Origin of the sequence: Mycobacterium montefiorense, from assembly GCF_025823255.1 — a bacterium.
Taxonomy (GTDB): Bacteria; Actinomycetota; Actinomycetes; order Mycobacteriales; family Mycobacteriaceae; genus Mycobacterium; species Mycobacterium montefiorense.
In genome coordinates this window covers 1181985-1202820 of sequence record NZ_JACKVL010000017.1, presented here as the reverse complement: position 1 = coordinate 1202820, position 20836 = coordinate 1181985, and the positions used below count along the sequence as shown (strand labels likewise).

General features: G+C 65.8%; 23 protein-coding genes, 3 tRNA genes and 1 pseudogene. 16 read left to right on the top strand and 11 right to left on the bottom strand.

Translation table 11 applies throughout. From position 1 onward, the window contains the following. The first annotated feature begins 33 nt into the window (after positions 1 to 33). Positions 34 to 510 carry a lipoprotein LpqH gene (locus tag H7K34_RS25610; protein WP_264064760.1) on the top strand — a complete coding sequence of 159 codons (477 nt, stop codon included), beginning with the start codon at positions 34 to 36 and terminating at the stop codon, positions 508 to 510. Here the strand turns inward: H7K34_RS25610 and H7K34_RS25605 are convergent. The 5 genes from H7K34_RS25605 to H7K34_RS25585 all read right to left on the bottom strand — a co-directional run bounded on the left by H7K34_RS25605 (position 494) and on the right by H7K34_RS25585 (position 3815). Beyond that, the gene (locus tag H7K34_RS25605; RefSeq protein WP_264064759.1) at positions 494 to 2023 is read right to left on the bottom strand and encodes a sensor histidine kinase; all 1530 of its coding nucleotides are present in this window, start codon (positions 2021 to 2023) and stop codon (positions 494 to 496) included. The genes H7K34_RS25610 and H7K34_RS25605 overlap by 17 nt on opposite strands. Then, a complete protein-coding gene (locus H7K34_RS25600; protein WP_264064758.1) occupies positions 2001 to 2705 on the bottom strand; it encodes a response regulator transcription factor in 705 nt (234 codons plus the stop codon). Before H7K34_RS25600 ends, H7K34_RS25605 begins: the two co-directional genes overlap by 23 nt. Positions 2706 to 2830: 125 nt before the next feature. Next, a complete protein-coding gene (locus H7K34_RS25595; protein ID WP_165839933.1) occupies positions 2831 to 2986 on the bottom strand; it encodes a DUF6131 family protein in 156 nt (51 codons plus the stop codon). Positions 2987 to 2997: 11 nt separating this feature from the next. Next, positions 2998 to 3237 (bottom strand): hypothetical protein, encoded by a 240-nt coding sequence (locus H7K34_RS25590; protein ID WP_108926511.1) that lies wholly within the window; start codon positions 3235 to 3237, stop codon positions 2998 to 3000. A gap of 167 nt (positions 3238 to 3404) precedes the next feature. Then, on the bottom strand, positions 3405 to 3815 hold the full coding sequence (locus H7K34_RS25585; protein ID WP_264064757.1) for a MarR family winged helix-turn-helix transcriptional regulator: 411 nt from the start codon (positions 3813 to 3815) through the stop codon (positions 3405 to 3407). Between the two features lie 92 nt (positions 3816 to 3907). On the opposite strand from H7K34_RS25585, the gene H7K34_RS25580 reads away from it, so the two are divergent. Further along, complete coding sequence (locus H7K34_RS25580; RefSeq protein ID WP_264064756.1) at positions 3908 to 4858, top strand: quinone oxidoreductase family protein; 951 nt, start codon at positions 3908 to 3910, stop codon at positions 4856 to 4858. Here the strand turns inward: H7K34_RS25580 and H7K34_RS25575 are convergent. After that, the gene (locus H7K34_RS25575) at positions 4855 to 5796 is read right to left on the bottom strand and encodes a class I SAM-dependent methyltransferase (RefSeq protein WP_264064755.1); all 942 of its coding nucleotides are present in this window, start codon (positions 5794 to 5796) and stop codon (positions 4855 to 4857) included. The genes H7K34_RS25580 and H7K34_RS25575 overlap by 4 nt on opposite strands. Before the next feature lie 130 nt (positions 5797 to 5926). Here H7K34_RS25575 and H7K34_RS25570 point away from each other — a divergent pair. After that, positions 5927 to 6290, top strand: a pseudogene (locus H7K34_RS25570) (nuclear transport factor 2 family protein). Positions 6291 to 6337: 47 nt separating this feature from the next. Further along, complete coding sequence (locus H7K34_RS25565; protein ID WP_264064877.1) at positions 6338 to 7336, top strand: phosphotransferase family protein; 999 nt, start codon at positions 6338 to 6340, stop codon at positions 7334 to 7336. Positions 7337 to 7653: 317 nt separating this feature from the next. Here H7K34_RS25565 and H7K34_RS25560 read toward each other — a convergent pair whose 3' ends face one another. After that, positions 7654 to 7797 carry a hypothetical protein gene (locus H7K34_RS25560; RefSeq protein ID WP_264064754.1) on the bottom strand — a complete coding sequence of 48 codons (144 nt, stop codon included), beginning with the start codon at positions 7795 to 7797 and terminating at the stop codon, positions 7654 to 7656. 83 nt (positions 7798 to 7880) lie between these two features. Here H7K34_RS25560 and H7K34_RS25555 point away from each other — a divergent pair, with 83 nt between their 5' ends. Together H7K34_RS25555 and H7K34_RS26700 are read left to right on the top strand one after the other, a co-directional pair. Next, positions 7881 to 8099, top strand: coding sequence for a hypothetical protein (locus tag H7K34_RS25555; RefSeq protein ID WP_108926512.1), 219 nt, complete (start codon positions 7881 to 7883; stop codon positions 8097 to 8099). 251 nt (positions 8100 to 8350) lie between these two features. Continuing rightward, on the top strand, positions 8351 to 9550 hold the full coding sequence (locus tag H7K34_RS26700; protein WP_272896335.1) for a PPE family protein: 1200 nt from the start codon (positions 8351 to 8353) through the stop codon (positions 9548 to 9550). A gap of 25 nt (positions 9551 to 9575) precedes the next feature. Here H7K34_RS26700 and H7K34_RS25545 read toward each other — a convergent pair. Then, positions 9576 to 9648: transfer RNA gene (locus tag H7K34_RS25545), tRNA-Arg, on the bottom strand. A 20-nt stretch (positions 9649 to 9668) separates the two neighbouring features. Beyond that, positions 9669 to 9760, bottom strand: a tRNA-Ser gene (locus tag H7K34_RS25540). A gap of 89 nt (positions 9761 to 9849) precedes the next feature. Between H7K34_RS25540 and H7K34_RS25535 the strand changes: the two genes are divergently transcribed. The 7 genes from H7K34_RS25535 (at position 9850) to H7K34_RS25505 (ending at position 15872) form a co-directional block, all read left to right on the top strand. Further along, a complete protein-coding gene (locus tag H7K34_RS25535) occupies positions 9850 to 10917 on the top strand; it encodes a pyridoxal phosphate-dependent aminotransferase (RefSeq protein ID WP_264064753.1) in 1068 nt (355 codons plus the stop codon). Positions 10918 to 10920: 3 nt separating this feature from the next. Then, positions 10921 to 11382, top strand: coding sequence for a DUF4334 domain-containing protein (locus H7K34_RS25530; protein WP_264064752.1), 462 nt, complete (start codon positions 10921 to 10923; stop codon positions 11380 to 11382). 112 nt (positions 11383 to 11494) lie between these two features. Continuing rightward, positions 11495 to 12319: a crotonase/enoyl-CoA hydratase family protein gene (locus H7K34_RS25525; RefSeq protein ID WP_264064751.1), complete on the top strand. Its 825-nt coding sequence runs from the start codon at positions 11495 to 11497 to the stop codon at positions 12317 to 12319. A gap of 46 nt (positions 12320 to 12365) precedes the next feature. Beyond that, on the top strand, positions 12366 to 13601 hold the full coding sequence (lipE, locus tag H7K34_RS25520) for a lipase LipE (protein WP_264064876.1): 1236 nt from the start codon (positions 12366 to 12368) through the stop codon (positions 13599 to 13601). 116 nt (positions 13602 to 13717) lie between these two features. Continuing rightward, positions 13718 to 13981, top strand: a complete 264-nt coding sequence (locus tag H7K34_RS25515; protein WP_264064750.1) for a hypothetical protein — start codon at positions 13718 to 13720, stop codon at positions 13979 to 13981. 102 nt (positions 13982 to 14083) lie between these two features. Next, positions 14084 to 14779, top strand: coding sequence for a baeRF2 domain-containing protein (locus H7K34_RS25510; protein WP_264064749.1), 696 nt, complete (start codon positions 14084 to 14086; stop codon positions 14777 to 14779). A gap of 61 nt (positions 14780 to 14840) precedes the next feature. Then, positions 14841 to 15872, top strand: coding sequence for a baeRF2 domain-containing protein (locus tag H7K34_RS25505; protein ID WP_264064748.1), 1032 nt, complete (start codon positions 14841 to 14843; stop codon positions 15870 to 15872). A 6-nt stretch (positions 15873 to 15878) separates the two neighbouring features. Here the strand turns inward: H7K34_RS25505 and H7K34_RS25500 are convergent. After that, positions 15879 to 15965, bottom strand: a tRNA-Ser gene (locus tag H7K34_RS25500). 36 nt (positions 15966 to 16001) lie between these two features. On the opposite strand from H7K34_RS25500, the gene H7K34_RS25495 reads away from it, so the two are divergent. Beyond that, on the top strand, positions 16002 to 16970 hold the full coding sequence (locus H7K34_RS25495) for an NAD(P)H-quinone oxidoreductase (protein WP_264064747.1): 969 nt from the start codon (positions 16002 to 16004) through the stop codon (positions 16968 to 16970). A 22-nt stretch (positions 16971 to 16992) separates the two neighbouring features. On the opposite strand, the gene H7K34_RS25490 is transcribed toward H7K34_RS25495, so the two are convergent. Continuing rightward, positions 16993 to 18189, bottom strand: coding sequence for a cysteine desulfurase-like protein (locus H7K34_RS25490; protein WP_264064746.1), 1197 nt, complete (start codon positions 18187 to 18189; stop codon positions 16993 to 16995). Positions 18190 to 18307: 118 nt separating this feature from the next. Here H7K34_RS25490 and H7K34_RS25485 point away from each other — a divergent pair, with 118 nt between their 5' ends. Then, the gene (locus tag H7K34_RS25485) at positions 18308 to 20278 is read left to right on the top strand and encodes a DUF6541 family protein (protein ID WP_264064745.1); all 1971 of its coding nucleotides are present in this window, start codon (positions 18308 to 18310) and stop codon (positions 20276 to 20278) included. Positions 20279 to 20290: 12 nt separating this feature from the next. Beyond that, a complete protein-coding gene (locus tag H7K34_RS25480) occupies positions 20291 to 20833 on the top strand; it encodes a bacterial proteasome activator family protein (protein ID WP_264064744.1) in 543 nt (180 codons plus the stop codon). Positions 20834 to 20836: the final 3 nt, after the last annotated feature.

The following is a 20836-nucleotide window of genomic DNA, read 5'->3' as shown; positions in this document are numbered from 1 at the left end:
TGAGGGCCGCAACGATCGGGCAAAGGAGAACAGGTGAAGCGTGAACTGACGGTCGCGGTAGCCGGAGCAGCCATTCTGGTCGCCGGTATTTCCGGCTGTTCGAGCGACAAGAAAAGTTCGAGTGGGTCCTCTTCGGGCGCAAGCACTTCCGCTAGTGCCGGCGGAGGTGGTGGCACCAAGGTGATCATCGACGGCAAGGACCAGAACGTAAGCGGCTCAGTCGTGTGCACAACGGCAGGCGGCAACGTCAACATCGCGATCGGTGGGGCCGCGACCGGCATCGCCGCCGTGCTGACCGACGCCAACCCGCCCGTAGTGACGTCCGTCGGGCTGGGCAACGTCAACGGCGTGACACTCGCATACGCCGCGGCTGGCGGCGGCGGCAACGCCTCGGCCACGAAGAGTGGCAACACCTACAAAATCACCGGGAATGCCACCGGCGTTGACATGGCCAACCCCATGCAGCCGGTGAACAAGCCCTTCGAGATCGACGTCACTTGCAATAGCTAAGCGAGGCCGCGGGCGGTTGCCACCCGTTGAGTGGCAGCCGCACCGTGAACTCGGTATGACCCGGCGAGCTGTTGACGGTGATAGTCCCGTTGTGCGCCTTGACGACGGCGGAGACGATCGCCAATCCCAGCCCGGTGCTGCCCCCTTTACGGGAGCGCGAGGTATCGCCGCGGGCGAACCGCTCGAACACCTCGGACTGCAATGCCACCGGAATGCCGGGGCCGTTGTCGATCACCTGCAGCAAACTGTGCGTGGGTTCGGTGCTCAGCCGGGTTGTCACGACCGTCCCCGCGGCGGTGTGGATGCGGGCATTGGCAAGCAGATTCGTCAACACCTGATGGAGCCGCGCCGCATCACCGACCACGACCACGGGTTCCTCGGGCAGGTCGAGCTCCCACTGATGATCCGGTCCCGCGACGTGCGCGTCACTGACCGCGTCGACCGCCACCCGTGACAAGTCGACCGCTTCGCGTTCCAATGGCCGGCCCGAGTCCAGACGGGCCAATAGCAGCAGATCCTCGACGAGGCGGGTGATCCGCTCGGTCTCGGACGCGACGCGGCTCATCGCGTGGGCTACCGCTTCGCGGTCATCGCCCATGCGCTGGGTGAGTTCGGTGTAGCCGCGGATCGCGGCCAGGGGTGTGCGCAGTTCGTGACTCGCGTCGGCGACGAACTGACGGACCCGGGTCTCGCTGGCCTGGCGCGCCGACAGCGCGGCCGCGATGTGGTCGAGCATCCGGTTGAGCGCCGAGCCGAGCTGGCCCACCTCAGTGGATGGGTTGGCGTCGGATTCGGGAACCCGCACCGGCAGTTCGACTTCGCCGCGGTCCAACGGCAGGTTCGACACCCGTCGCGCGGTCTGCGCGACGCGGCGCAGCGGCGCGAGCGCTCGCCTGATGATCACCATCCCGGCGATCGTGGCCGCGGCCAATGCGATTACGGTGACCACCCCAAAAATGACCAGCATCTGCAGCAGCGTGGCGTCGACGTCGGACATGGACAGTCCGGTGACGATCAAGTCGCCCCCGCGCCGGCTGGGTGCGGCGACGACACGGTACCGGCCGAGGCCGTCGAGATCCAGGGTCACCGGCTCGCGGCTGCCGGCGATCGCCGCCAATTGGTCCTGGGCCCTGTCGCTCAACGCGGCCCGGGAACCGATGCTGGTCAGGTAGCCGGCGTCGACCGTCTTACCATCGCTGACCACCGCCGCGACCATGCCCGCCGGCTGGCCGGGAGCATCGAGGAACCGCGGGCCCGGGCCCGGGCGCGGGTAATACGAGTGTTGTTGGTGGTGCCATCCCGGGCGGTTCGGTTCGGGATACATCAACGCCGAGCGGTGCGAGGTCCCGCTGAGTTGCCCGTCGAGCTGGCGGACCAAGTGATGATTCAGCGATAGTTCGGTTGCCGCGGTGATCCCGACGCAGACCAAGGCGAGCACGACGACTTGGCCGACCAGAAGCCGCAGCCGAAGCGACCAGACTCGCCGTGTCCTAACGGGCTGGCTTGAGGACATAACCCGCACCGCGCAACGTGTGGATCATCGGATCGTGACCGTTGTCGATCTTCTTGCGCAGGTACGAGATATACAGCTCGACGATGTTGGAACGGCCGCCGAAATCGTAGCTCCACACCCGATCGAGAATCTGCGCCTTGCTCAGCACCCGCTTGGAGTTGCGCATCATGAACCGCAACAGCTCAAACTCGGTGGAGGTCAACGAAATCGGTTCACCGGCCCGAGTCACCTCGTGGCTGTCCTCGTCCAGCACCAGGTCGCCGACAACCAGCTGCGCGCCGCTGTCCACCGTCGTGACGCCGGTGCGCCGCAACAACGCTCGTAGCCGCAGCACCACCTCTTCGATGCTGAACGGTTTGGTGACATAGTCGTCACCACCCGCGGTCAACCCGGCGATGCGATCTTCCACCGCATCCTTGGCTGTCAACAGCAGCACCGGCAGCTGCGGATTCTCTTCGCGCAGTTTGTGTAATACGTCCAACCCGCTCATATCGGGCAACATCACGTCGAGCACGACCACATCGGGTCGCTGGGCCCGGGCCGTCGCGATTGCCGATGACCCGTCACCGGCGGTCGCGATGTTCCAGCCCTCGTACCGCAGCGCCATCGACACCATTTCGGCCAAAACCGATTCGTCGTCCACCACCAGCACGTTGATCGGATTGCCGTCCGCACGGCACATCACAACGCGCTCTACGGAGGTTCGAGGCTGCGTCACAGGTTCCAGTATCCGCGAGCGACTGGGCCGCCGCTATGACATTCCTTTGTGTGTCCTGTGAAACCGCAGGCGAACCTGCCTGGCGGTGGCTAGTACCAGTACCGCCTGCCGCCGACCGGGCGCCCGACCGAGCCGAGGACCCACAACACCGCGCCGATGACGACTAGGACAATGCCAATCGTCCACAGCAAAGGAATGGCGAAAACATATCCGAGAATGAGTAGGACGATGCCCAAGACAACCATGACAGTTTCCTTTACGCGAGGGACTCTAAGTTGTTGCTATGCATTGAACTGGGTTGCGGTACATGGCAATCCTTGACTTTCGGGTTGACGCCCCCGTAGTTCAAAGGCCCCGCGACCACTGTCAGCGCGATGTTTCCCGCTGTGACACAATCTGTTTGCCCGGTCTTGAAGTAATCGCGTTGCCATGCTGCGAAAACCCCAACGAGCAGCCACACCAAAACGATCGCGCCGATTATTCCGCGACCACGCATCGTGACCTCCGTTGTGTTCGAGAAGGATTTTCTCGTTGCGTAGCGATACCCGTTGAACGCGTGTCTAAACATCGCCGTGGCTAACCTATGCAGCCTGAAAATAACGACCTGAGCACTGCTAATGAGCCGCCACTGAGCGACCCACCCGGGCGGGTCGCTCGGCGACCCTAGCGCTCAAGCATTTTGGCCAATAGTGCCGTGAGCCGCTTCTGCTCAGCGGCGTTCAGCCCGCCAGTCATCGGCGCCATCAGCTCACCGATCTCGGCGATGACCCGAACCTCCAGTCGGCGCGCCTCCGTCGTGAGGCTGACCCGTACCGACCGGCCGTCGACGGGGTCAGTGGCCTTTCGAACCAGGCCGCGCTGGACCGCGCGGTCGATGAGCCCACTGACGGTCGAGCGCTCCAGCCCGAGGTAGGTCGCCAAGTCGGCCATCGCCGGCTCGCGATCACGCAGTATCCCCAACACCCGCAGCAACGTCAGGGACAGATCGTGTTCGGCGGCAACACGGTTCAGCACCGCGATCACCCCGAATGACACCTGCACAAGACTGTCCCTAAGCTCGTCGACCGCCTCCATGCGGAAAATCATACCTTGAAACAGTTCGTAATACCATTTAATCTAGTTCGTATTACCATCTAAATTTAGAGTCATCCTCAAGGAGGACCACCATGCACGCAGCCGTTGTCACCGCGTTCGACAAGCCTCCCGCCTACCGCGAGTTCCCCAGTCCCACTCCGCAAACCGGTGATGAGGTGGTAGTCGACGTGATCGCCGCCGGCCTGCATCCGCGCGTCCGGTCTCAGGCTGACGGCTCGCATTACACCAGCTCCGGGGAGCTACCCCTGGTCCCCGGCATCGACGGGGTGGGCCGCGCGCCCGACGGCACGCTTCGCTACTTCGTGCTGCCCGACACGACGATGGGCGCGATGGCTGAGCAGACCGTCATTGACCAACGCCGCAGTGTCGCTCTTCCGGACGGCACCGACCCCGTCCTGGTGGCCGCGGCGATGAACCCCGTCATGTCCTCGTGGCTGGCGCTGCGCCGGCGCATCGACTTCCAGCCCGGGCAAACGGTGCTGATTCTCGGCGCCACTGGCAACTCGGGCCGGATGGCAGTACGGGTCGCCAAACAACTGGGCGCCGCTGATGTCATCGGCGCCGGACGCGACGCGCGGCGGCTCGCCGCCCTGCCCGGGCTAGGAGCCGACGCCGTCGTTCAAATCGACAATGACGCTGCGATAGGCGATCTCGCTCGGGCAGCACGCGACGTCGATGTCGTGATCGACTATCTGTGGGGTCCGATCACGGCTCAGGTGATGGCGGGTATCGCCACCCACCGCGCCGATCGCGGAAAGCCGCTCACCTGGCTCGAAATCGGCTCGGTCGCGGGACCTTCGGCCGAGATCTTCTCCGCGGCACTGCGTGCCGTACGCCTGCAGATCGTGGGCAGCGGCCAGGGCTCGGTGCCCACCCGCGACATCCTGGCCGAACTGCCTGCCATTGCCGCCGAGATCAGCAGCGGCGGTTTCAAACTCGATGCCCGTGCGGTGCCGCTCGCCGAAGTCGAGGCCGCGTTCAACGACACCGATGCCGATCAGCGAATCGTCATTACGCCTTAATGGCGTCGCTGCGCGGACACGTACAGGGTGGGCGGCATGGCATCGTCGGCGCCTTCCGGCATGGTGCGGTGGTAGCGGGCCATCAACTCGTCGAAGCTTGCCGCCGACACATCCCAGCCATGTTCACGTAGCCAATCGTCGACCGGGGTGCGCTCCTCCGCGTACCAGAGGTCGTCGAAATCCGTGACCTCCGTGTCGACCAGCTTGGCAGCCGCAGCGCGCATGCGTTGCATGTCTTCACGCTGCCGTCGTACCCGATCGGGATCGGTAAAGCCTGGGCTGGGAACGTTGGACGCCAGCCAACTGCCCGGCGCGCTGAGCGAATGCATCCGCTCGAACAGCAAATCCTGGGCTTTCGACGGCAGGTAACGCACCAGCCCCTCGGCAGACCAGGCACTCGGCTTCGAAGCGTCAAACCCCGCATCCTGCAATGCCTTCGGCCAATCCTGACGCAGATCGATCGGTATGGTAACCAGCTGGGCCGTCGGGTGTGCACCGTGCGCTTTCAGCGTGCCCGTTTTGAAGTCCAGCACCTTGGGCTGATCGAGTTCGTACACCACGGTGCCGGCGGGCCACGGCAGGCGCCACGAGCGGGCGTCGAGACCCGACGCCAGGATGACTACCTGACGGACACCGGCGTCGGCCGCACCGAGAAAGAACTCGTCGAAAAACGCCGTCCGGGTCGCCATGAAGTCGATCATCACCTGGACCCGGCTACGCACAACGGGTTCGATTTCGGCTGCCTTGGCCAACAGGGCGGGATCGGCGGTGAGGCTCCACATCCCCTCCCCCGCGGCGTCCACGAAGACACGCGCGAAGGGGTCGTTGATGAGTGGATTCTCGCTCTCGGTCTCAGCGGCGCGGGCCGCCGCAACGCCGAGTGCGGTGGCTCCCACGCTCTGAGTGATGTCCCAGGAATCGTTGTCGGTGCGCGGCATCGCCGTTCCTCTCCACCTTGATAGTCGCTGGCGTTCACTATTCTTCCAGCCGCCGACACCTCCTGGCACCCGCGGAGGGTGAATTAGGCTTTTTCCCAGAGGGTCCACAGGTTGGAAAAGGAGCGCCGCGATGACACGTACGCCGCAGGAAGTCTTCGCTCATCACGGGAAGGCGCTGGTTGCGGGCGACCTCGACGAGATCGTCGCCGACTATGCCGATGACTCGGTGGTGATCGGCCCTTCCGGGCGTCGCGCGCGGCAAGAACGGCATCCGCAACGTCTTCGCCAACTTACTCGCCGATCTGCCCAACGCAGCCTGGGACCTGAAGACGCAGTTCTTCGACGACGACGTCTTGTTCCTCGAGTGGGCCGCCGATTCGGCGATCAACCGGGTCGACGACGGCGTCGACACCTTCGTGTTCCGCGGCGGCATGATCCGCGCCCAGACCGTCCGGTACACACCGAAACCGAAGGGCCCAGTGCCCGCAGAGTAGGTTCACACCACGTGGAGCAAGTGGACTTGGATGCCGTCGCGGAATGGATGTCCGAGCAGGGATTGGGCGAGGGCCCGCTGCACGACGTTTCCGCCGTCACCGGCGGAACGCAGAACGTGATGCTGCGGTTCGTCAGGTCTCACCGGCCCTACGTACTGCGGCGCGGACCACGACACCTGCGTCCGCGCAGCAACAGTGTCATCCTGCGAGAAACCAAAGTCCTTGCGGCGCTGGCCGGTTCCGATGTGCCGCATCCGCACCTGATCGCGGTGTGCGACGACACGAGTGTGCTCGGCGACGCCGTCTTCTACCTGATGGACCCGGTCGACGGATTCAACGCAGGCGAGGGCCTGGCGCCGCTCCACGCGGGCGATGCCGGCGTGCGGCACGGCATGGGCTTGTCGATGGCCGATGCACTGGCGAAGCTGGGCGCCATCGACCACGTCGCGGTGGGTCTCGCCGACTTCGGCAAGCCGGAGGGCTTCCTGGAACGCCAGGTGCCGCGCTGGCTTTCGGAGCTGGACTCTTACAGCGAGTACGACGGCTACCCCGGGCCGCAGATCCCGGGCATCGAGGAAGTGTCGACCTGGCTGGAACATCATCGTCCGGTGACCTGGACGCCGGGCATCATGCACGGCGACTACCACGCCGCCAACGTGATGTTCTCCCGCACCGGGCCGGACGTGGTCGCGATCGTCGACTGGGAGATGTGCACGATCGGCGACCCGCTGCTAGACCTGGGCTGGCTGCTGGCCACCTGGCGCCAGTCCGACGGATCCAGCGTGTTCAGCCATGCCCTGGGCGGGCAGGACGGATTGGCCAGCACCGACGAGCTGTTCGAGCGCTACGCCGCCAACACCACCCGCGACCTGTCGCAGATCACCTGGTACACCGTGCTGGCCTGTTTCAAGCTGGGCATCGTCATCGAGGGCACGCTGGCTCGTGCCTGCGCCGGCAAGGCCGAGAAAGAAGTCGGCGATCAACTCCACGCGGCCACGGTCCACCTGTTCGAGCGGGCGCTGACCCACATCGGCAACGAGTCCTGACGGCGCTAGCATCGGTTGACGTGCCTCCTTATCCAAAGGAACCCGACTACTACTCCGAGTACGAGCCGACGATGGCGGCTCGATACGGCGGGCGGATACGACCCCGCGCCCGAACCGGAGCCCCCAACACCCTGGTATCGCCGTCCGTTAGCGCTGGTCGCGGCGGGTGCCGTTGGGGTCATCGTGCTCGGGCTGGCGATCTACGCCGTCGTGACGCTGCTGAGCAGCTCGCCGGCCCCGAGTCCGACGACAACGACGACGCCCACGCCGTCGCCCACCACGACGGTGGCCACCACTACCGAGGCGCCGCCTCGGCATCAGCCGCCCGGTGGCGGAGGTGGTCCCGCCCCGACGCAGACGGTGACCGAAACGGCTCCGCCGCCCAGCACCGACACGCCCACGACGACTGTTCCGCCGAGCACCGTCACGGTGTCACCGAGCACCGAGACAAGCACGGTCACCCAGACGGTGACCGTGCCGACGCGCCGGCCGTTCGAACCACGTCCATGGCGGTCTCAGAAGCCGAGCAACTAGGGTCATGGCCATGAGTCGGCTCGAACGCGGACTGGCACGGTTACGGGACATGCGCTTCGACTTGTATGCGCAACCCATGCGGCAGGTGAGCCTGGAGCTGAAGATCGTTTTCTTCTCCGTCCACCTGCCGATCGCCGGCGGTAAGACGCTGAAGGTCCCCATGATCGCGACGGTGGGGCCGATGCCGGACAAGTCCAAGGAGAGCGACGCCGGCGACGGCGACGCGTAGCGCAAGCGCACCTCGCTCAGCGCACCATCGTCCGGTCGCCGATGACCGGAGCAAAGTCAAATTCCGCATCACCAAGCGCTCCCGCGTCGGAGCAAAGCAATCATTGACCTCTCCAAAGTGAGCACTTACATTTAGCAAGAGCTCACTGCACGCCGTGGACACTGCCCCGCGGCGCTAGGTCAGGCCGTCAGGCCCTCTGATCAAGTCTGTGTCGATTGTTGCCACCCTCGACTCGAAAAGAGATGGAGCTCATGGACTTTGGGTTGCTGCCGCCGGAAGTCAACTCGGCATTGATATACACCGGACCGGGGTCGGGGCCGATGTTGGCCGCCGCGGCGGGGTGGGACGCGTTGGCCGCTCAACTGGAAACCGCCGCCAGCGGCTACTCGTCGGAGATTTCTGGACTCACCGGCTGGTGGTTCGGTCCGTCGTCCATGCGAATGGCCACCGCGGCCGCGCCCTACATCGGATGGCTGCACGCCAGCGCCGCCCAAGCCGGACAAACCGCGGCCCAGGCATATGGAGCGGCGGCCGCCTATGAGGCGGCCTTGTCGATGACGGTGCCACCGCCGGCAATCGTGGCCAACCGCGCGCAGTTGATGGCGTTGATCGCAACCAATTTTCTCGGGCAGAACACCCCGGCGATCGCGGTCACCGAGGCCCAGTACATGGAGATGTGGGTCCAGGACGCCACCGCGATGTACGCCTATGCCGCGGACTCCGAGGTCGCCAGCACCCTGGCCCCGTATGACGAGCCGCCACAAACCACAAACCAATCCGGACAGGCTGACCAGACCGCGGCGGTCACCCGGGCAGCCAGCGACGCGACCAGCGCCCGCACCCAAGCGGCGGTCCAGCTAGCCTCGGCCGCCGAGGCCGGCGACACGACCCTGCCGGTGGGCAGCAGTGCTGGTGTCGCACCCGGCGGCGCCGTCCTGGAACCCGGCGTGACCGTCACCGTCACCGCCGACTACCCCGCCGTCACTACCGCTTTTGGTGTCCAGATCAAAACGATCACCGACGTCACCTGGAGCTACTTCGGATTTACGTACACAATCCCCGCCGGCATCGAAACAAACTTTGCCGGCGGCGGATTCTTCGAAGGCGGCACCTTCACCGTGCTGCCACCCCTAACCAGCGATGCCGCTGTCATGATGCCGGCCGGTGGCGTCACCGCTCTTGGCCCTGGCGTCACCGTCACCGTCGACGCCGGTGGCTTCGTTACCGCGGTCAATACCGGTGCCATCACATCCAGCGCTGCCATCACCCCCATCGCCCCGGTGGCGCCCATCGCGTCCAGCGCGTCTGGCGCGGCGGCGGTGGCACCCGCAGCGGCCGCACCGGGTCTGGCCGGAACCGCGGGAACCGCCGGAATCCAGGCTCCGGTCAATGTGGAGGGGATGTTGCAATGGGCTCAACCCGTAACTGAGGTAGCGATCGCGGCCGGCTAACGACGTAACCCGAATTGGCAGTAAGCGCGCCCGAAGGGATTCGAACCCCTAACCTTCTGATCCGTAGTCAGATGCTCTATCCGTTGAGCTACGGGCGCCGGTACTTCAGTTGTGTCCTTGGCGGAGGCGAGAGGATTTGAACCTCCGGTCCCCGTTAAGGGGGACAACTCATTAGCAGTGAGTCCCATTCGGCCGCTCTGGCACGCCTCCCTTGGACTTCCTGAGGGTACCCGACCCATTCTCGGGATCCCTGAACCGCCGGAGGCATAGCGTACACAGCGGGGACATATGCTGTCGAAATGACTGCCCGCCTACGGCCAGAGCTGGCCGGGCTGCCAGTTTATGTTCCTGGCAAGACGGTGCCGGGTTCGATGAAACTGGCCAGCAACGAGACGGTGTTCGGCCCGCTGCCCAGCGTCCGCGCCGCCATTGAGCAAGCGACCGACGTCATCAACCGCTATCCGGACAACGGCTGCGTGCAACTCAAGGCGGCACTGGCCAAGCATCTGGGTTCGGGTTTCGAACCCGAACACGTCGCTGTCGGCGCCGGCTCAGTCAGCCTGTGCCAGCAGCTGGTTCAGATCACCGCGGCGGCCGGTGACGAGGTGGTCTTTGGATGGCGCACCTTCGAGCTCTACCCGCCGCAGGTCCAGGTCGCGGGCGCGACGGCGATCAAAGTGCCGCTGATCGACCACACCTTCGACCTCTACGCGATGCTCGCCGCGATCACCGAACGCACCCGGCTGATCTTCGTCTGCAACCCCAACAATCCGACCTCCACGGTCGTCGACCCGGACGCGCTGACCCGCTTCGTCGAGGCCGTTCCGCCGCACATCGTGATCGCCATCGACGAGGCCTACGTCGAATACATCCGCGACGGCATGGCACCCGACAGCCTGGGCCTGGTCCGTTCTCGGCGCAACGTTGTTGTGCTGCGCACCTTTTCGAAGGCATACGGGCTGGCGGGCCTGCGCGTCGGCTACGCGATCGGCCACCCGGATCTGATCACCGCCCTGGACCAGGTGTACGTGCCGTTCTCCGTCACGAGCGTCTCGCAGGCCGCCGCCGTCGCCTCGCTGGACGCCGCCGACGAATTGCTGGCCCGCACCGACGCGTTGGTCGCCGACCGTGTTCGGGTCAGCGCGCAGTTGCGCGACGCCGGCTTCGCCTTGCCGCCGTCGCAGTCGAACTTCGTGTGGCTACCGTTGGGGTCCCGCACCCCGGATTTCGTCACGCGGGCGGCCGACGCGGGGATTGTCGTTCGCCAGTACGGCAGCGACGGAGTTCGCGTCTCCATCGGCGCGCCCGACGAAAACGATGCGCTGCTGGCATTTGCCGGCGATTGGATTACCCACCCGGAGGTCTGACGAATGAGCCTTGCCCGCAAGAAGTTCGATGAGTTCAAGGAACGCGGCGACAAGATCGACGACGCCGAGCTCGACGATTTCTGGGCCAGCCTCGCGCCGGCAACGATCGACGGCATGCTGGGCGAGTGGAAGGGCGGCGACTTTTTCACCGGCCACATGATGAACGCGCTGCTGGAGAAGGCCCGCTGGTACGGCAAGACCTTCAAATCCGCCCGCGACGTTCAGCCGCTGGTCTGCCTGGACGCCGACGGAAACAAGTTCTCCAACAAGGAGATGGGCAAGGGTGAGGCCAGCCTGTGGCTCGAGGACTTCCGCGGCGAGGTCACCGCGACGATGGTCTACGACGGCCAGCCCGTGCACGATCACTTCAAGACGGTCGACGACGACACCGTGATGGGCATCATGAACGGCAAGGGCGTCCGGGATAACGGCCGGTATTACTATTTCTACCTCGAGCGGGTGTAGCTGCGAGCCTGCTGCGCCTCGCCGTGTTTCCGGCGGGGTTGCGGCCGGTGAACGCGACGAGCTGGTCCGGGTCGCAAATCACGAGGCACATTCGCCACGCTACGGTCTCGATATGGGCGATACATACGAATCCGTCACCGTCGAGATCAAAGATCACGTTGCGCAAGTGACGCTGATCGGACCCGGTAAGGGCAACGCGATGGGGCCTGCATTCTGGTCGGAGATGCCGCAGGTGTTCACGGCGCTGGACGCCGACCGCGACGTGCGCGCCATCGTCATCACCGGGTCGGGGAAGAATTTCAGCTACGGCCTGGATCTGCCCGCGATGGGCGGCACGTTCGCGCCGTTGATGGCCGACGGCGCGCTGGCCCGGCCGCGCACGGATTTCCACACCGAGCTGCGGCGCATGCAGGGTGCGATCACCGCCATCGCCGACTGCCGCACCCCCACCATCGCCTCGGTGCACGGCTGGTGCATCGGCGGTGGCGTCGACCTGGTGTCCGCGGTGGACATCCGCTACGCCAGCGCCGACGCCAAGTTCTCGGTGCGTGAGGTCAAGCTGGCCATCGTCGCCGACGTCGGCAGCCTCGCCCGCCTGCCCCTGATCCTCAACGATGGACACCTGCGTGAACTCGCACTGACGGGCAAGGACATCGACGCGGCCCGCGCCGAGAAAATCGGCCTGGTCAACGACGTGTACGACGATGCCGAGGCCTCGTTGGCCGCGGCCCACGGCACCGCAGCCGAGATCGCCGCCAACCCGCCGCTGGCCGTGTACGGCGTCAAGGATGTGCTCGACCAGCAGCGCATTGCGGCGGTGTCGGAGAGCTTGCGCTACGTCGCGGCCTGGAATTCGGCGTTCCTGCCGTCCAAGGACCTGACCGAGGGCATCCAGGCGACGTTCGCCAAGCGTCCGCCGCAGTTCACCGGCGAGTAGCCGGGCGGCACGTACCCTCGCGGGGGTGGCGAACACGACCGCGAATATGACCCCGGACGGCAAGATCCGTGTCCCGGCCGACTTGGACTCAGTCACCGCGGTAGGTGAAGAGGATCACTCGGAAATCGACGGCGCCGCCGTCGAACGCATCTGGCAGGTCGCCCGCCACTGGTATCAGGCGGGCATGCACCCGGCGATCCAGTTGTGTATTCGGCACCGCGGCCGGGTCGTGCTCAACCGGGCGATCGGCCACGGCTGGGGCAACGCGCCCACCGACGATCCCGATGCCGAGAAGATCCCCGTCACGACCGACACACCGTTTTGCGTGTACTCGGCGGCCAAGGGCATCACCGCGACCGTGGTGCACATGCTCGCCGAACGCGGGGTGTTCTCACTCGACGACCGCGTCTGCGACTACATGCCCGGCTTCACCAGCCACGGCAAGGACCGCATCACGATCCGGCACGTGATGACCCACAGCGCCGGCCTCCCGTTTCCGTCCGGGCCGCTGCCCGACCTCAAACGCGCCGACGATCACGAGTACGCGCAGGAGATGCTCAGCAATTTACGGCCGCTCTACCGGCCGGGGTTGATGCACCTGTACCACGCGCTGACCTGGGGGCCACTGATGCGCGAGACCGTCTACGCGGCCACGGGCAAGGACATTCGCGAAATCCTGGCCACCGAAATCCTCGACCCGCTGGGCTTTCGGTGGACCAACTTCGGCGTCGCCAAGCAAGACCTCGACCGGGTCGCACCCAGCCATGCCACCGGTCGGCCATTGCCACCGGTGATCGCGCAGATATTCCGCAAGGCGATCGGCGGGACGATGCACGAGATGATCCCGGTGACCAACACCCCATTCTTCTTGACCACAGTGATCCCGTCGTCGAATACCGTGTCGACCGCCAACGAGATGTCGCGTTTCGCTGAAATCTGGCGCCGCGGAGGCGAACTCGACGACGTGCAAGTAATGCGGCCGGAGACGCTGCGCGGCGCGGTGGCCGAATGCCGCAGGTTGCGACCCGACTTCGCGATGGGACTGATGCCGGCTCGCTGGGGTACCGGATTCGCCCTCGGAACCACCAAATTCGGGCCGTTCGGACGTAACGCGCCGGCCGCGTTCGGCCATCTCGGCCTGGTCAACGTCGCGCACTGGGCCGACCCCGAGCGCAATCTGGCCGCCGGTCTGATCAGCAGCGGCAAACCCGGCCGGGATCCCGAATCCCGCCGCCACGTGGCGCTGATGAACACCATCGCCGCACAGATCCCGACCGGTTGAACCCGCCGGCAGTGGCGACACTGCGGCGACGGCGACTGATCGTTCTTCGACGACACCGAGGACGACCCACGGCTGACCGTGTTTTGCATTTCGGCCCCATGGGCAACCTAAGCGCAATGAATACTGGCCGCTTCCGTCTACTGCTCGATACGCCGGGGCCGTTCGCCTCGGTGTATTTCGCGGAGTCAGATGAACAGGACGGGTCCGCGCAGCCGATTCGTGGTACGTGGCCGCAGTTGCACGAACAACTAGTCGAGCAGGGCGCGGACGAATCGGTCATCGGCAAGATCGAGCACGCCGTGATGGAACTGACCCCGCCGATATGCCGCGGCGGGCGCGCGGTGGTCGCGGGAGCCACCGGCGTCGTGCTCAACGAATAGCTGCTCCGTGCGGCCGCGAAGCCGGTCGTCCGGGTATCCGAGCTGCCCTACATCGTCCCGATCCTGCAACACGGGCTCGAGCACGCGCACTATCTGCTCGTCGTGGTTGACCCCGAGGGAGCGTTGATTACCCGGCACAATGCCACTCGGCATTCGGAGACGGTCCGGGCCAGCAGTCTCGCCGAGCGGGAAGCCGCAGCCCAAGCTAACGACCCGCGGCCGTGCGCCGTTGCCGATCGAGTCAGCGAACTGGTGCACGATACGTCCTACCAAGCGATGTTCGTCGTGGGCGACGAGGGCTTACGTTCGGGGCTGCTCGCGAGGTTGCCGGCAGAAGTCCGTGAGCGGACGACGTCGCTATCGATCGGCGTCCGGCGCGGCGGCTACGACTTCGAGGAGATTCAGCGTGCCGTCGACCTCACTTTGCTACGCCAGCGGCTGAATCTGGTGGACAGCGCCACGGAGCGATTCAACACAGAGATCGGCCGGCGATCCGGCCTGGCCGCCGAGGGACTCGGGGCCGTTTGCTCGGCGCTGCGTGAGGGAACCGTCGACACGATGATCATCGGCGAGATCGACGACGCCACCGTGGTCGCCGACGAGGGCATGACCACTGTCGCGCCGAGCGCCGACCTGCTCTCTGAGCAGGGCGCCGCTGCGGCCAAGACGCTGCGGGCCGATGAAGCCTTGCCGCTGTTGGCGATATCCGTCGGGGCAGCACTGGTCCGCACGGACGAACGGATCGCGCCCGCCGACGGAATCGGCGCCGTCCTTCGCTATACGCCGACACTGCACTAGTCGGGGCCGTCGCAACCCGTGAACATGCTTTGTGACTCAGCCTTTCAAGCAACAATGGTGCATGGATTCGGGCCGTTTTCGCGAGTTGCTGGGTGTGCCCGGTCCGTTCGCGTCGGTCTACTTCGAGGACTCGGGCGACGACGACGACCCCAATGCTCGACTGGAACTGAAATGGCGCGTACTGCGCGACGAACTTGCGCAGCACGGAGCGGACGCATCGATCATCGCCGCAATCGAGCACGCCGTGCTGCAACTGCGTTTGCCGATCGGCCGGGGCGGACGCGCGGTGATCGCAGCCGCGCCGGGGGTGCTGGTCAACGAGTATCTACTCCGGCCCACTGCCCGGCCGGTCGTCCGAGTGTCCGAACTGCCCTACATCGTTCCCATCCTCGAATACGGCGTCACCCAATCGGACTATTTGCTGGTCGTGGCCGACCCGGCCGGCGCGTTCATCACCAGCCACTTCGATGCCACGCGGCTCTCCGAAACCATCGAAGCCGAACTGCACACCGTCGCGGACCGGATCGGTGAACTCGTGCACGACACGTCGTGGCGCTCACTGTTCTTGGTTGGCGACGAGGGATCCCGCTCAAGCCTGGCCGCAGCACTGCCAGACCGGATTCGCGAACGGGTGACACCGCTGCCGATCGCGGTCCGGCGCGGCGGATATGACTTCGAGGAGATTCAACGGGCCATCGACTCCACGCTGCTGATGCAACGGCGCAGTGCCATGGATACCGCGGCAGCACGCTTCACCGAGGAGCTTGACCGGCGATCCGGACTGGCTGTCGAGGGACTCGGTGCGGTCTGCTCGGCGCTGAGTCAGGGTGCGGTCGACACGATGATCATCGGCGAGATCGACGACGCCACCGTGGTTTCCGACGAAGGCCTGACCGCTGTCGCGCCGAGCGCCGACATGCTCGGTACGCAAGGCGCCGCGCCCGCCAAGACGCGGCGGGCCGACGAGGCGCTGCCGCTGCTGGCGATATCCGGTGGTGCGTCGGTGGTCCGCACCGACGAACGGATTGTTCCCGCCGACGGAATCGGCGCGGTTCTTAACTACTCAGCGGCGCCGAATCAGACCCGCCGCTGAACACGGCGGTGGCGGAGGGATTTGAACCCCCGGACGGTTTTAGCCGTCTCTCGCTTTCAAGGCGAGTGCATTAGGCCGCTCTGCCACGCCACCGCTGACAAGGGTAACGGGACTAGTACCGTGGCCGGCATGCGCGCCATTGTCGCCGAATCCTCCGATCAGCTCGTCTGGCAAGAGGTACCCGACGTTTCCGCCGGGCCCGGCGAGGTGCTGATCAAAGTCACAGCGGCCGGCGTCAACCGCGCCGACGTGCTGCAGGCTGCCGGTAAGTATCCGCCCCCGCCGGGAGCCAGCGACATCATCGGCATGGAAGTATCCGGCGTCGTCGCCGAATTGGGCACCGGTGTCACGCAATGGACTGTCGGACAAGATATTTGCGCGCTGTTGGCCGGTGGGGGTTACGCCGAATACGTCGCGGTTCCTGCTCCGCAGGTGTTGCCGATTCCGGACGGCGTCGACCTCGAGGATGCCGCGGGACTGCCCGAGGTGGCATGCACGGTGTGGTCGAATCTGGTGCTCACCGCCCACCTGCACGAGGGCCAGCTGCTGCTGATGCACGGCGGGGCCAGCGGCATCGGCACCCACGCGATTCAGGTTGCGCGCGCGTTGGGCGCCCGGGTGGCCGTCACCGCCGGGTCCGAGGAAAAGCTGCAGACCTGCCGCGACCTGGGCGCCGAGATCACCATCAACTATCGCGAAGAGGATTTCGTCGCGCGGCTGCAAGAGTCCGGCGGCGCCGACGTGATCTTCGACATCATGGGCGCCTCCTATCTGGACCGCAATCTCGACGCCCTGGCCACCGACGGACAGCTGGTCATCATCGGCATGCAGGGCGGCCTCAAGGGCGAACTCAATATCGGCAAGCTGCTGCCCAAGCGCTTACGGGTCATCGGCACCACACTGCGGGGCCGGCCGGCAAGCGGCCCGAACAGCAAGGGCGAGATCGTTGCCGCGGTGACGGCGTCGGTGTGGCCGATGGTTGCCGACGGCCGGGTCCGGCCGTTCATCGGCGCGCGCCTGCCGATTCAGCAGGCGGGCGAAGCGCATAAGAAACTGGTGTCGGGCGAAGTGCACGGAAAGATCGTCTTGGCCATTTAGCGGCGTGCTCGGCCGAATTCGTTCAGCCCAACGACGCCAGCGCGCGCACCAGCTGATCGACTTCGGCCGTCGTCGAGTAATGCGCCAGCCCGACGGTCACCGCGCCGCCGACCTCGTTGGCGCCCAGCGCATCGAGCACGCGTGAACTCTCGTTGGAGACGGCCAGGATCCCGTTGTCCGCCAACCGCTGAACGACCCGCTCGGCGGGCACGCCCTGCAGCGCGAAGCTGACCACCGGTATCCGGACCTCCGGGCGACCGATGAGCATCATCAACGGCAACGACCGCAACGAGACCATCAGGTAGTCGAAGATCCGGTTCAGATACGAGCCTGCGGACTGCATCGACACCGAGAGCCGCTCGCGTCGGCTGCCGCGCGCCGACTCGTCCAATGCCGCAAGGTATTCGATGCTGGCGACCACGCCGGCCAGCAAACCGAACTGATGCGCGCCCACCTCCAGGCGCGCCGGGCCGGTGGCATGGGGATCGGCGGCGACCGAACCGAACGTGTTGATCAGCGCCGGATCGCGGAACACGATCGCGCCGATCGGTGGGCCGCCCCACGCGAGGGCGTTCACCGCGACCACGTCGACCTCGGTTTCTTTGATGTCGAGCAGTCGGTATGGCGCGGCCGCGGAATGGTCGACGACCACCAGGCCGCCGACGTCGTGGACCAGCTTGGTCATCGCCCGCAGATCGGTGACCGTGCCCAGCGTTCCCGACGCCGAGGTGACCGCCACCAGCCGCGTCGACTTCCCAATCAGGCTTTCCCACTGCCACGTCGGCAGCTCACCGTTCTCGATGTCGACTTCGGCCCACTTCACCTTCGCGCCGTAGCGATGGGCGGCCCGCAGCCACGGGGCGATGTTCGCTTCGTCGTCCAGGCGGCTGACGATCACCTCGTACCCCAGGCCGGCGCGCGAAGACGACGCTTCGGCCAACGACGACAGCAGGATCGCGCGATCGGCCCCCAGCACGACGCCCGCCGGGTCGGCATTGAACAGATCCGCCACGGCCCCTCGGGCCGCATCCAGCACGGCGGCGCTGCGCTGCGCCGCCGGGTGCGCACCCGAGGTGCTGTTGCCGGACCGGCGGAACGCAGTGGAGACGGTGGTCGCGACGGAATCCGGTATCAGCATTCCGGCCGGCGCGTCGAAGTGCGCCCATCCGTCACCCAAAGACGGATGCAGTCCGCGCACCCGGGCGACGTCATAAGCCATGCCAGCCACCTTAAAGCTTCCGCAATTCCGCGAAATTGTGACGGTAGCGGGTGCCACGGCCGTTGGAGCCAACCGGTGGCTTCCCGAGCCAGGTCACCCGGCCAGCCATACTAGTCGAGTGGGGCTCTGGTTCGGAACGCTGATCGCACTGTTTTTGCTGATCGCCCCGGGGACAATCGTTGCGCGTATCGCCCAGCTAACGTGGCCGATCGCGGTCGCAGTTGGCCCGGCGCTGACCTACGGTGTCGTCGCGCTGGCGATCATTCCCTACGGTGCGTTCGGAATCCCCTGGAACGGTTGGACGGCCCTCGCGGCGCTGGCCGTCGTGTGCGTGGCGGTGACGTGTTTGCAGGTGCTGCTCACCCGCTATCGCGACACCGACGCCGAGGCCCACGGAATCCGTGGCTGGCCCGCGCTGGCGGTGGCCGCCGGGGTGCTGCTGGGCACGCTGCTGATCATGTGGGCGGCCTATCGCGGCATCACTCATTGGCAGTCCGTCCCCAGCACCTGGGATGCGGTGTGGCATGCCAACGAGGTGCGCTTCATGCTCGACACCGGGCAGGCGTCCTCCACGCACATGGGCGAGCTGCGCAACGTCGAGACCCACCAGGCGCTGTACTACCCATCGGTGTTCCACGCCCTGATCGCGGTGCTCTGCCAACTCACCGGTGCGGCGCCGACCACCGGCTACACCCTGAGCTCGGTGGCGGCCTCGGTGTGGCTGTTTCCGACCAGCGCAGCGATCCTGTCGTGGCATCTGCTGCGCCCGGTGGCGACCGCGTGGCGGGCGGCCGCGGTTGCGGCCACCGCGGCAGCGCTGTCCGCGTCGTTCACCTCGGTGCCTTACGTCGAGTTCGGTGTGGCCGCGATGCCCAACCTGGCGGCCTACGGCGTCGCGATCCCGACCTTCGTGTTGATCACCTCGACGTTGCGGCATCGCGACCGCATACCGCTGGCCGTGCTGGCGCTGGTCGGTGCGCTGTCGGTGCACCTGACCGGCGGGTTCATCGTCATCTTGTTCCTGATGGGCTGGTGGCTGCTGGATGTGCTGTGGCACCCGGTCCGCGGTCGACTCGCCGACATCGCAGTCCTGGCTGCCACGGCGGTGCCGACCGGGCTGATCCTGGCGCCGCAGTTCATCGGTGTGCTCAAGCAGGCCGACATCATCGCCGGGCACGCCTTCCCCAGCTTCAAGAGCGCCAAGCAGGGCGTTATCGATGCGCTGCTGCTGCACACCCGCCACCTCAACGACTTCCCGACCCAATACGGCCTTATCGTGCTGGTCTACCTCGGCATGGCGTATCTGCTGTACAAGCGCATCTGGTGGCCGGCGGCGATCTGGCTGGTGCTGACCGTGGCAACCATCTACTCGGGGGCGCCGTTTCACAATGCGGCCGGCGCCGTGATCGAACAGTTCAGCCAGTTCTTCTACAACGATCCGCGCCGGCTGACGTCGGTGGTGACGATGCTGGTGACACCGATGGCAGCCGTCGCGCTGTTCGGCGCGGTCATGCTCGCGGTTGCGATCGCCAGACGAATCACCGGCCGGTTCAAAGAATTCCCCACGCCGATCTGGGTCGCGGCTACCGCGATCCTGCTGGTGCTGACGACGGTGTTCACCGCGCGGCATTACTTCTATCGACACCTGGTGCTGTTCGGCGACAAATACGACTCGGTGATGATCGATCAGCGTGACCTGATGGCGATGGCGTATTTGTCGAAACTGCCCGGCGCCCGCGACACCTTGATCGGCAACGCCAACACCGACGGCACCGCCTGGATGTACGCGGTGGCGGATCTGCATCCGCTGTGGACCCACTACGACTACCCGCAACAGACCGGCCCGGGGCCGCAGCGCTACATCATCTGGGCTTACGCCCGCCGCGGCACTTCCGATCCGAAGGTCGTCGAGGCGATTACGGCGCTCAATATCCGGTACATCTACACCAGCACACCCACGGTTCGCGGGTTCGCGGTACCCGACGGACTAGTGTCGCTGGAAAAATCGAAGTCGTGGGCGCTGATCTACGACAACGGTGGAGCAAAGATTTACGAGTGGCGCGGAAATCCCACACCGCCCCGCCCATAGAAGCACAAGAGGATGGTGACCGTATTGACTAACGGCAACGACGATGACGACGGCATCGAGATCATCGGTGGCGTCGATCCGCGGATCATGGCGATTCGCGAGGCAGCCGACGACGAGGATTCCGACGAGCGCTCCCTGACCGACCTTGTCGAGCAGCCCGCCAAGGTGATGCGCATCGGCACCATGATCAAGCAACTGCTCGAAGAGGTGCGTGCGGCACCGCTCGACGAGGCCAGCCGCAAGCGGCTACGCGATATCCACGCCACCAGCATCCGGGAGCTCGAAGACGGTCTGGCGCCGGAACTTCGCGAGGAACTCGACCGGCTCACCCTGCCGTTCAACGAGGACGATGATCCGTCGGACGCCGAGTTGCGCATCGCCCAGGCCCAGTTGGTCGGCTGGCTTGAGGGACTGTTCCACGGCATCCAGACCGCTTTGTTCGCTCAGCAGATGGCCGCCCGTGCGCAGCTCGAGCAGATGCGCCAAGGAGCCCTGCCCCCCGGAATCGGGCGACCGAGCCACGGTCCGGGCTCGGGCACCGGGCAATACCTGTAAGAG

Bases quoted from the DNA above. Each gene is read 5' to 3' on its own strand.
- H7K34_RS25605 (WP_264064759.1), bottom strand. From the start codon at position 2,023: ATGTCCTCAAGCCAGCCCGTTAGGACACGGCGAGTCTGGTCGCTTCGG.
- H7K34_RS25600 (WP_264064758.1), bottom strand. From the start codon at position 2,705: ATGTGCCGTGCGGACGGCAATCCGATCAACGTGCTGGTGGTGGACGAC.
- H7K34_RS25595 (WP_165839933.1), bottom strand. From the start codon at position 2,986: ATGGTTGTCTTGGGCATCGTCCTACTCATTCTCGGATATGTTTTCGCC.
- H7K34_RS25590 (WP_108926511.1), bottom strand. From the start codon at position 3,237: ATGCGTGGTCGCGGAATAATCGGCGCGATCGTTTTGGTGTGGCTGCTC.
- H7K34_RS25585 (WP_264064757.1), bottom strand. From the start codon at position 3,815: ATGGAGGCGGTCGACGAGCTTAGGGACAGTCTTGTGCAGGTGTCATTC.
- H7K34_RS25580 (WP_264064756.1), top strand. From the start codon at position 3,908: ATGCACGCAGCCGTTGTCACCGCGTTCGACAAGCCTCCCGCCTACCGC.
- H7K34_RS25575 (WP_264064755.1), bottom strand. From the start codon at position 5,796: ATGCCGCGCACCGACAACGATTCCTGGGACATCACTCAGAGCGTGGGA.
- H7K34_RS25565 (WP_264064877.1), top strand. From the start codon at position 6,338: ATGTCCGAGCAGGGATTGGGCGAGGGCCCGCTGCACGACGTTTCCGCC.
- H7K34_RS25555 (WP_108926512.1), top strand. From the start codon at position 7,881: ATGAGTCGGCTCGAACGCGGACTGGCACGGTTACGGGACATGCGCTTC.
- H7K34_RS26700 (WP_272896335.1), top strand. From the start codon at position 8,351: ATGGACTTTGGGTTGCTGCCGCCGGAAGTCAACTCGGCATTGATATAC.
- H7K34_RS25535 (WP_264064753.1), top strand. From the start codon at position 9,850: ATGACTGCCCGCCTACGGCCAGAGCTGGCCGGGCTGCCAGTTTATGTT.
- H7K34_RS25530 (WP_264064752.1), top strand. From the start codon at position 10,921: ATGAGCCTTGCCCGCAAGAAGTTCGATGAGTTCAAGGAACGCGGCGAC.
- H7K34_RS25525 (WP_264064751.1), top strand. From the start codon at position 11,495: ATGGGCGATACATACGAATCCGTCACCGTCGAGATCAAAGATCACGTT.
- lipE (WP_264064876.1), top strand. From the start codon at position 12,366: ATGACCCCGGACGGCAAGATCCGTGTCCCGGCCGACTTGGACTCAGTC.
- H7K34_RS25515 (WP_264064750.1), top strand. From the start codon at position 13,718: ATGAATACTGGCCGCTTCCGTCTACTGCTCGATACGCCGGGGCCGTTC.
- H7K34_RS25505 (WP_264064748.1), top strand. From the start codon at position 14,841: ATGGATTCGGGCCGTTTTCGCGAGTTGCTGGGTGTGCCCGGTCCGTTC.
- H7K34_RS25495 (WP_264064747.1), top strand. From the start codon at position 16,002: ATGCGCGCCATTGTCGCCGAATCCTCCGATCAGCTCGTCTGGCAAGAG.
- H7K34_RS25490 (WP_264064746.1), bottom strand. From the start codon at position 18,189: ATGGCTTATGACGTCGCCCGGGTGCGCGGACTGCATCCGTCTTTGGGT.
- H7K34_RS25480 (WP_264064744.1), top strand. From the start codon at position 20,291: ATGGTGACCGTATTGACTAACGGCAACGACGATGACGACGGCATCGAG.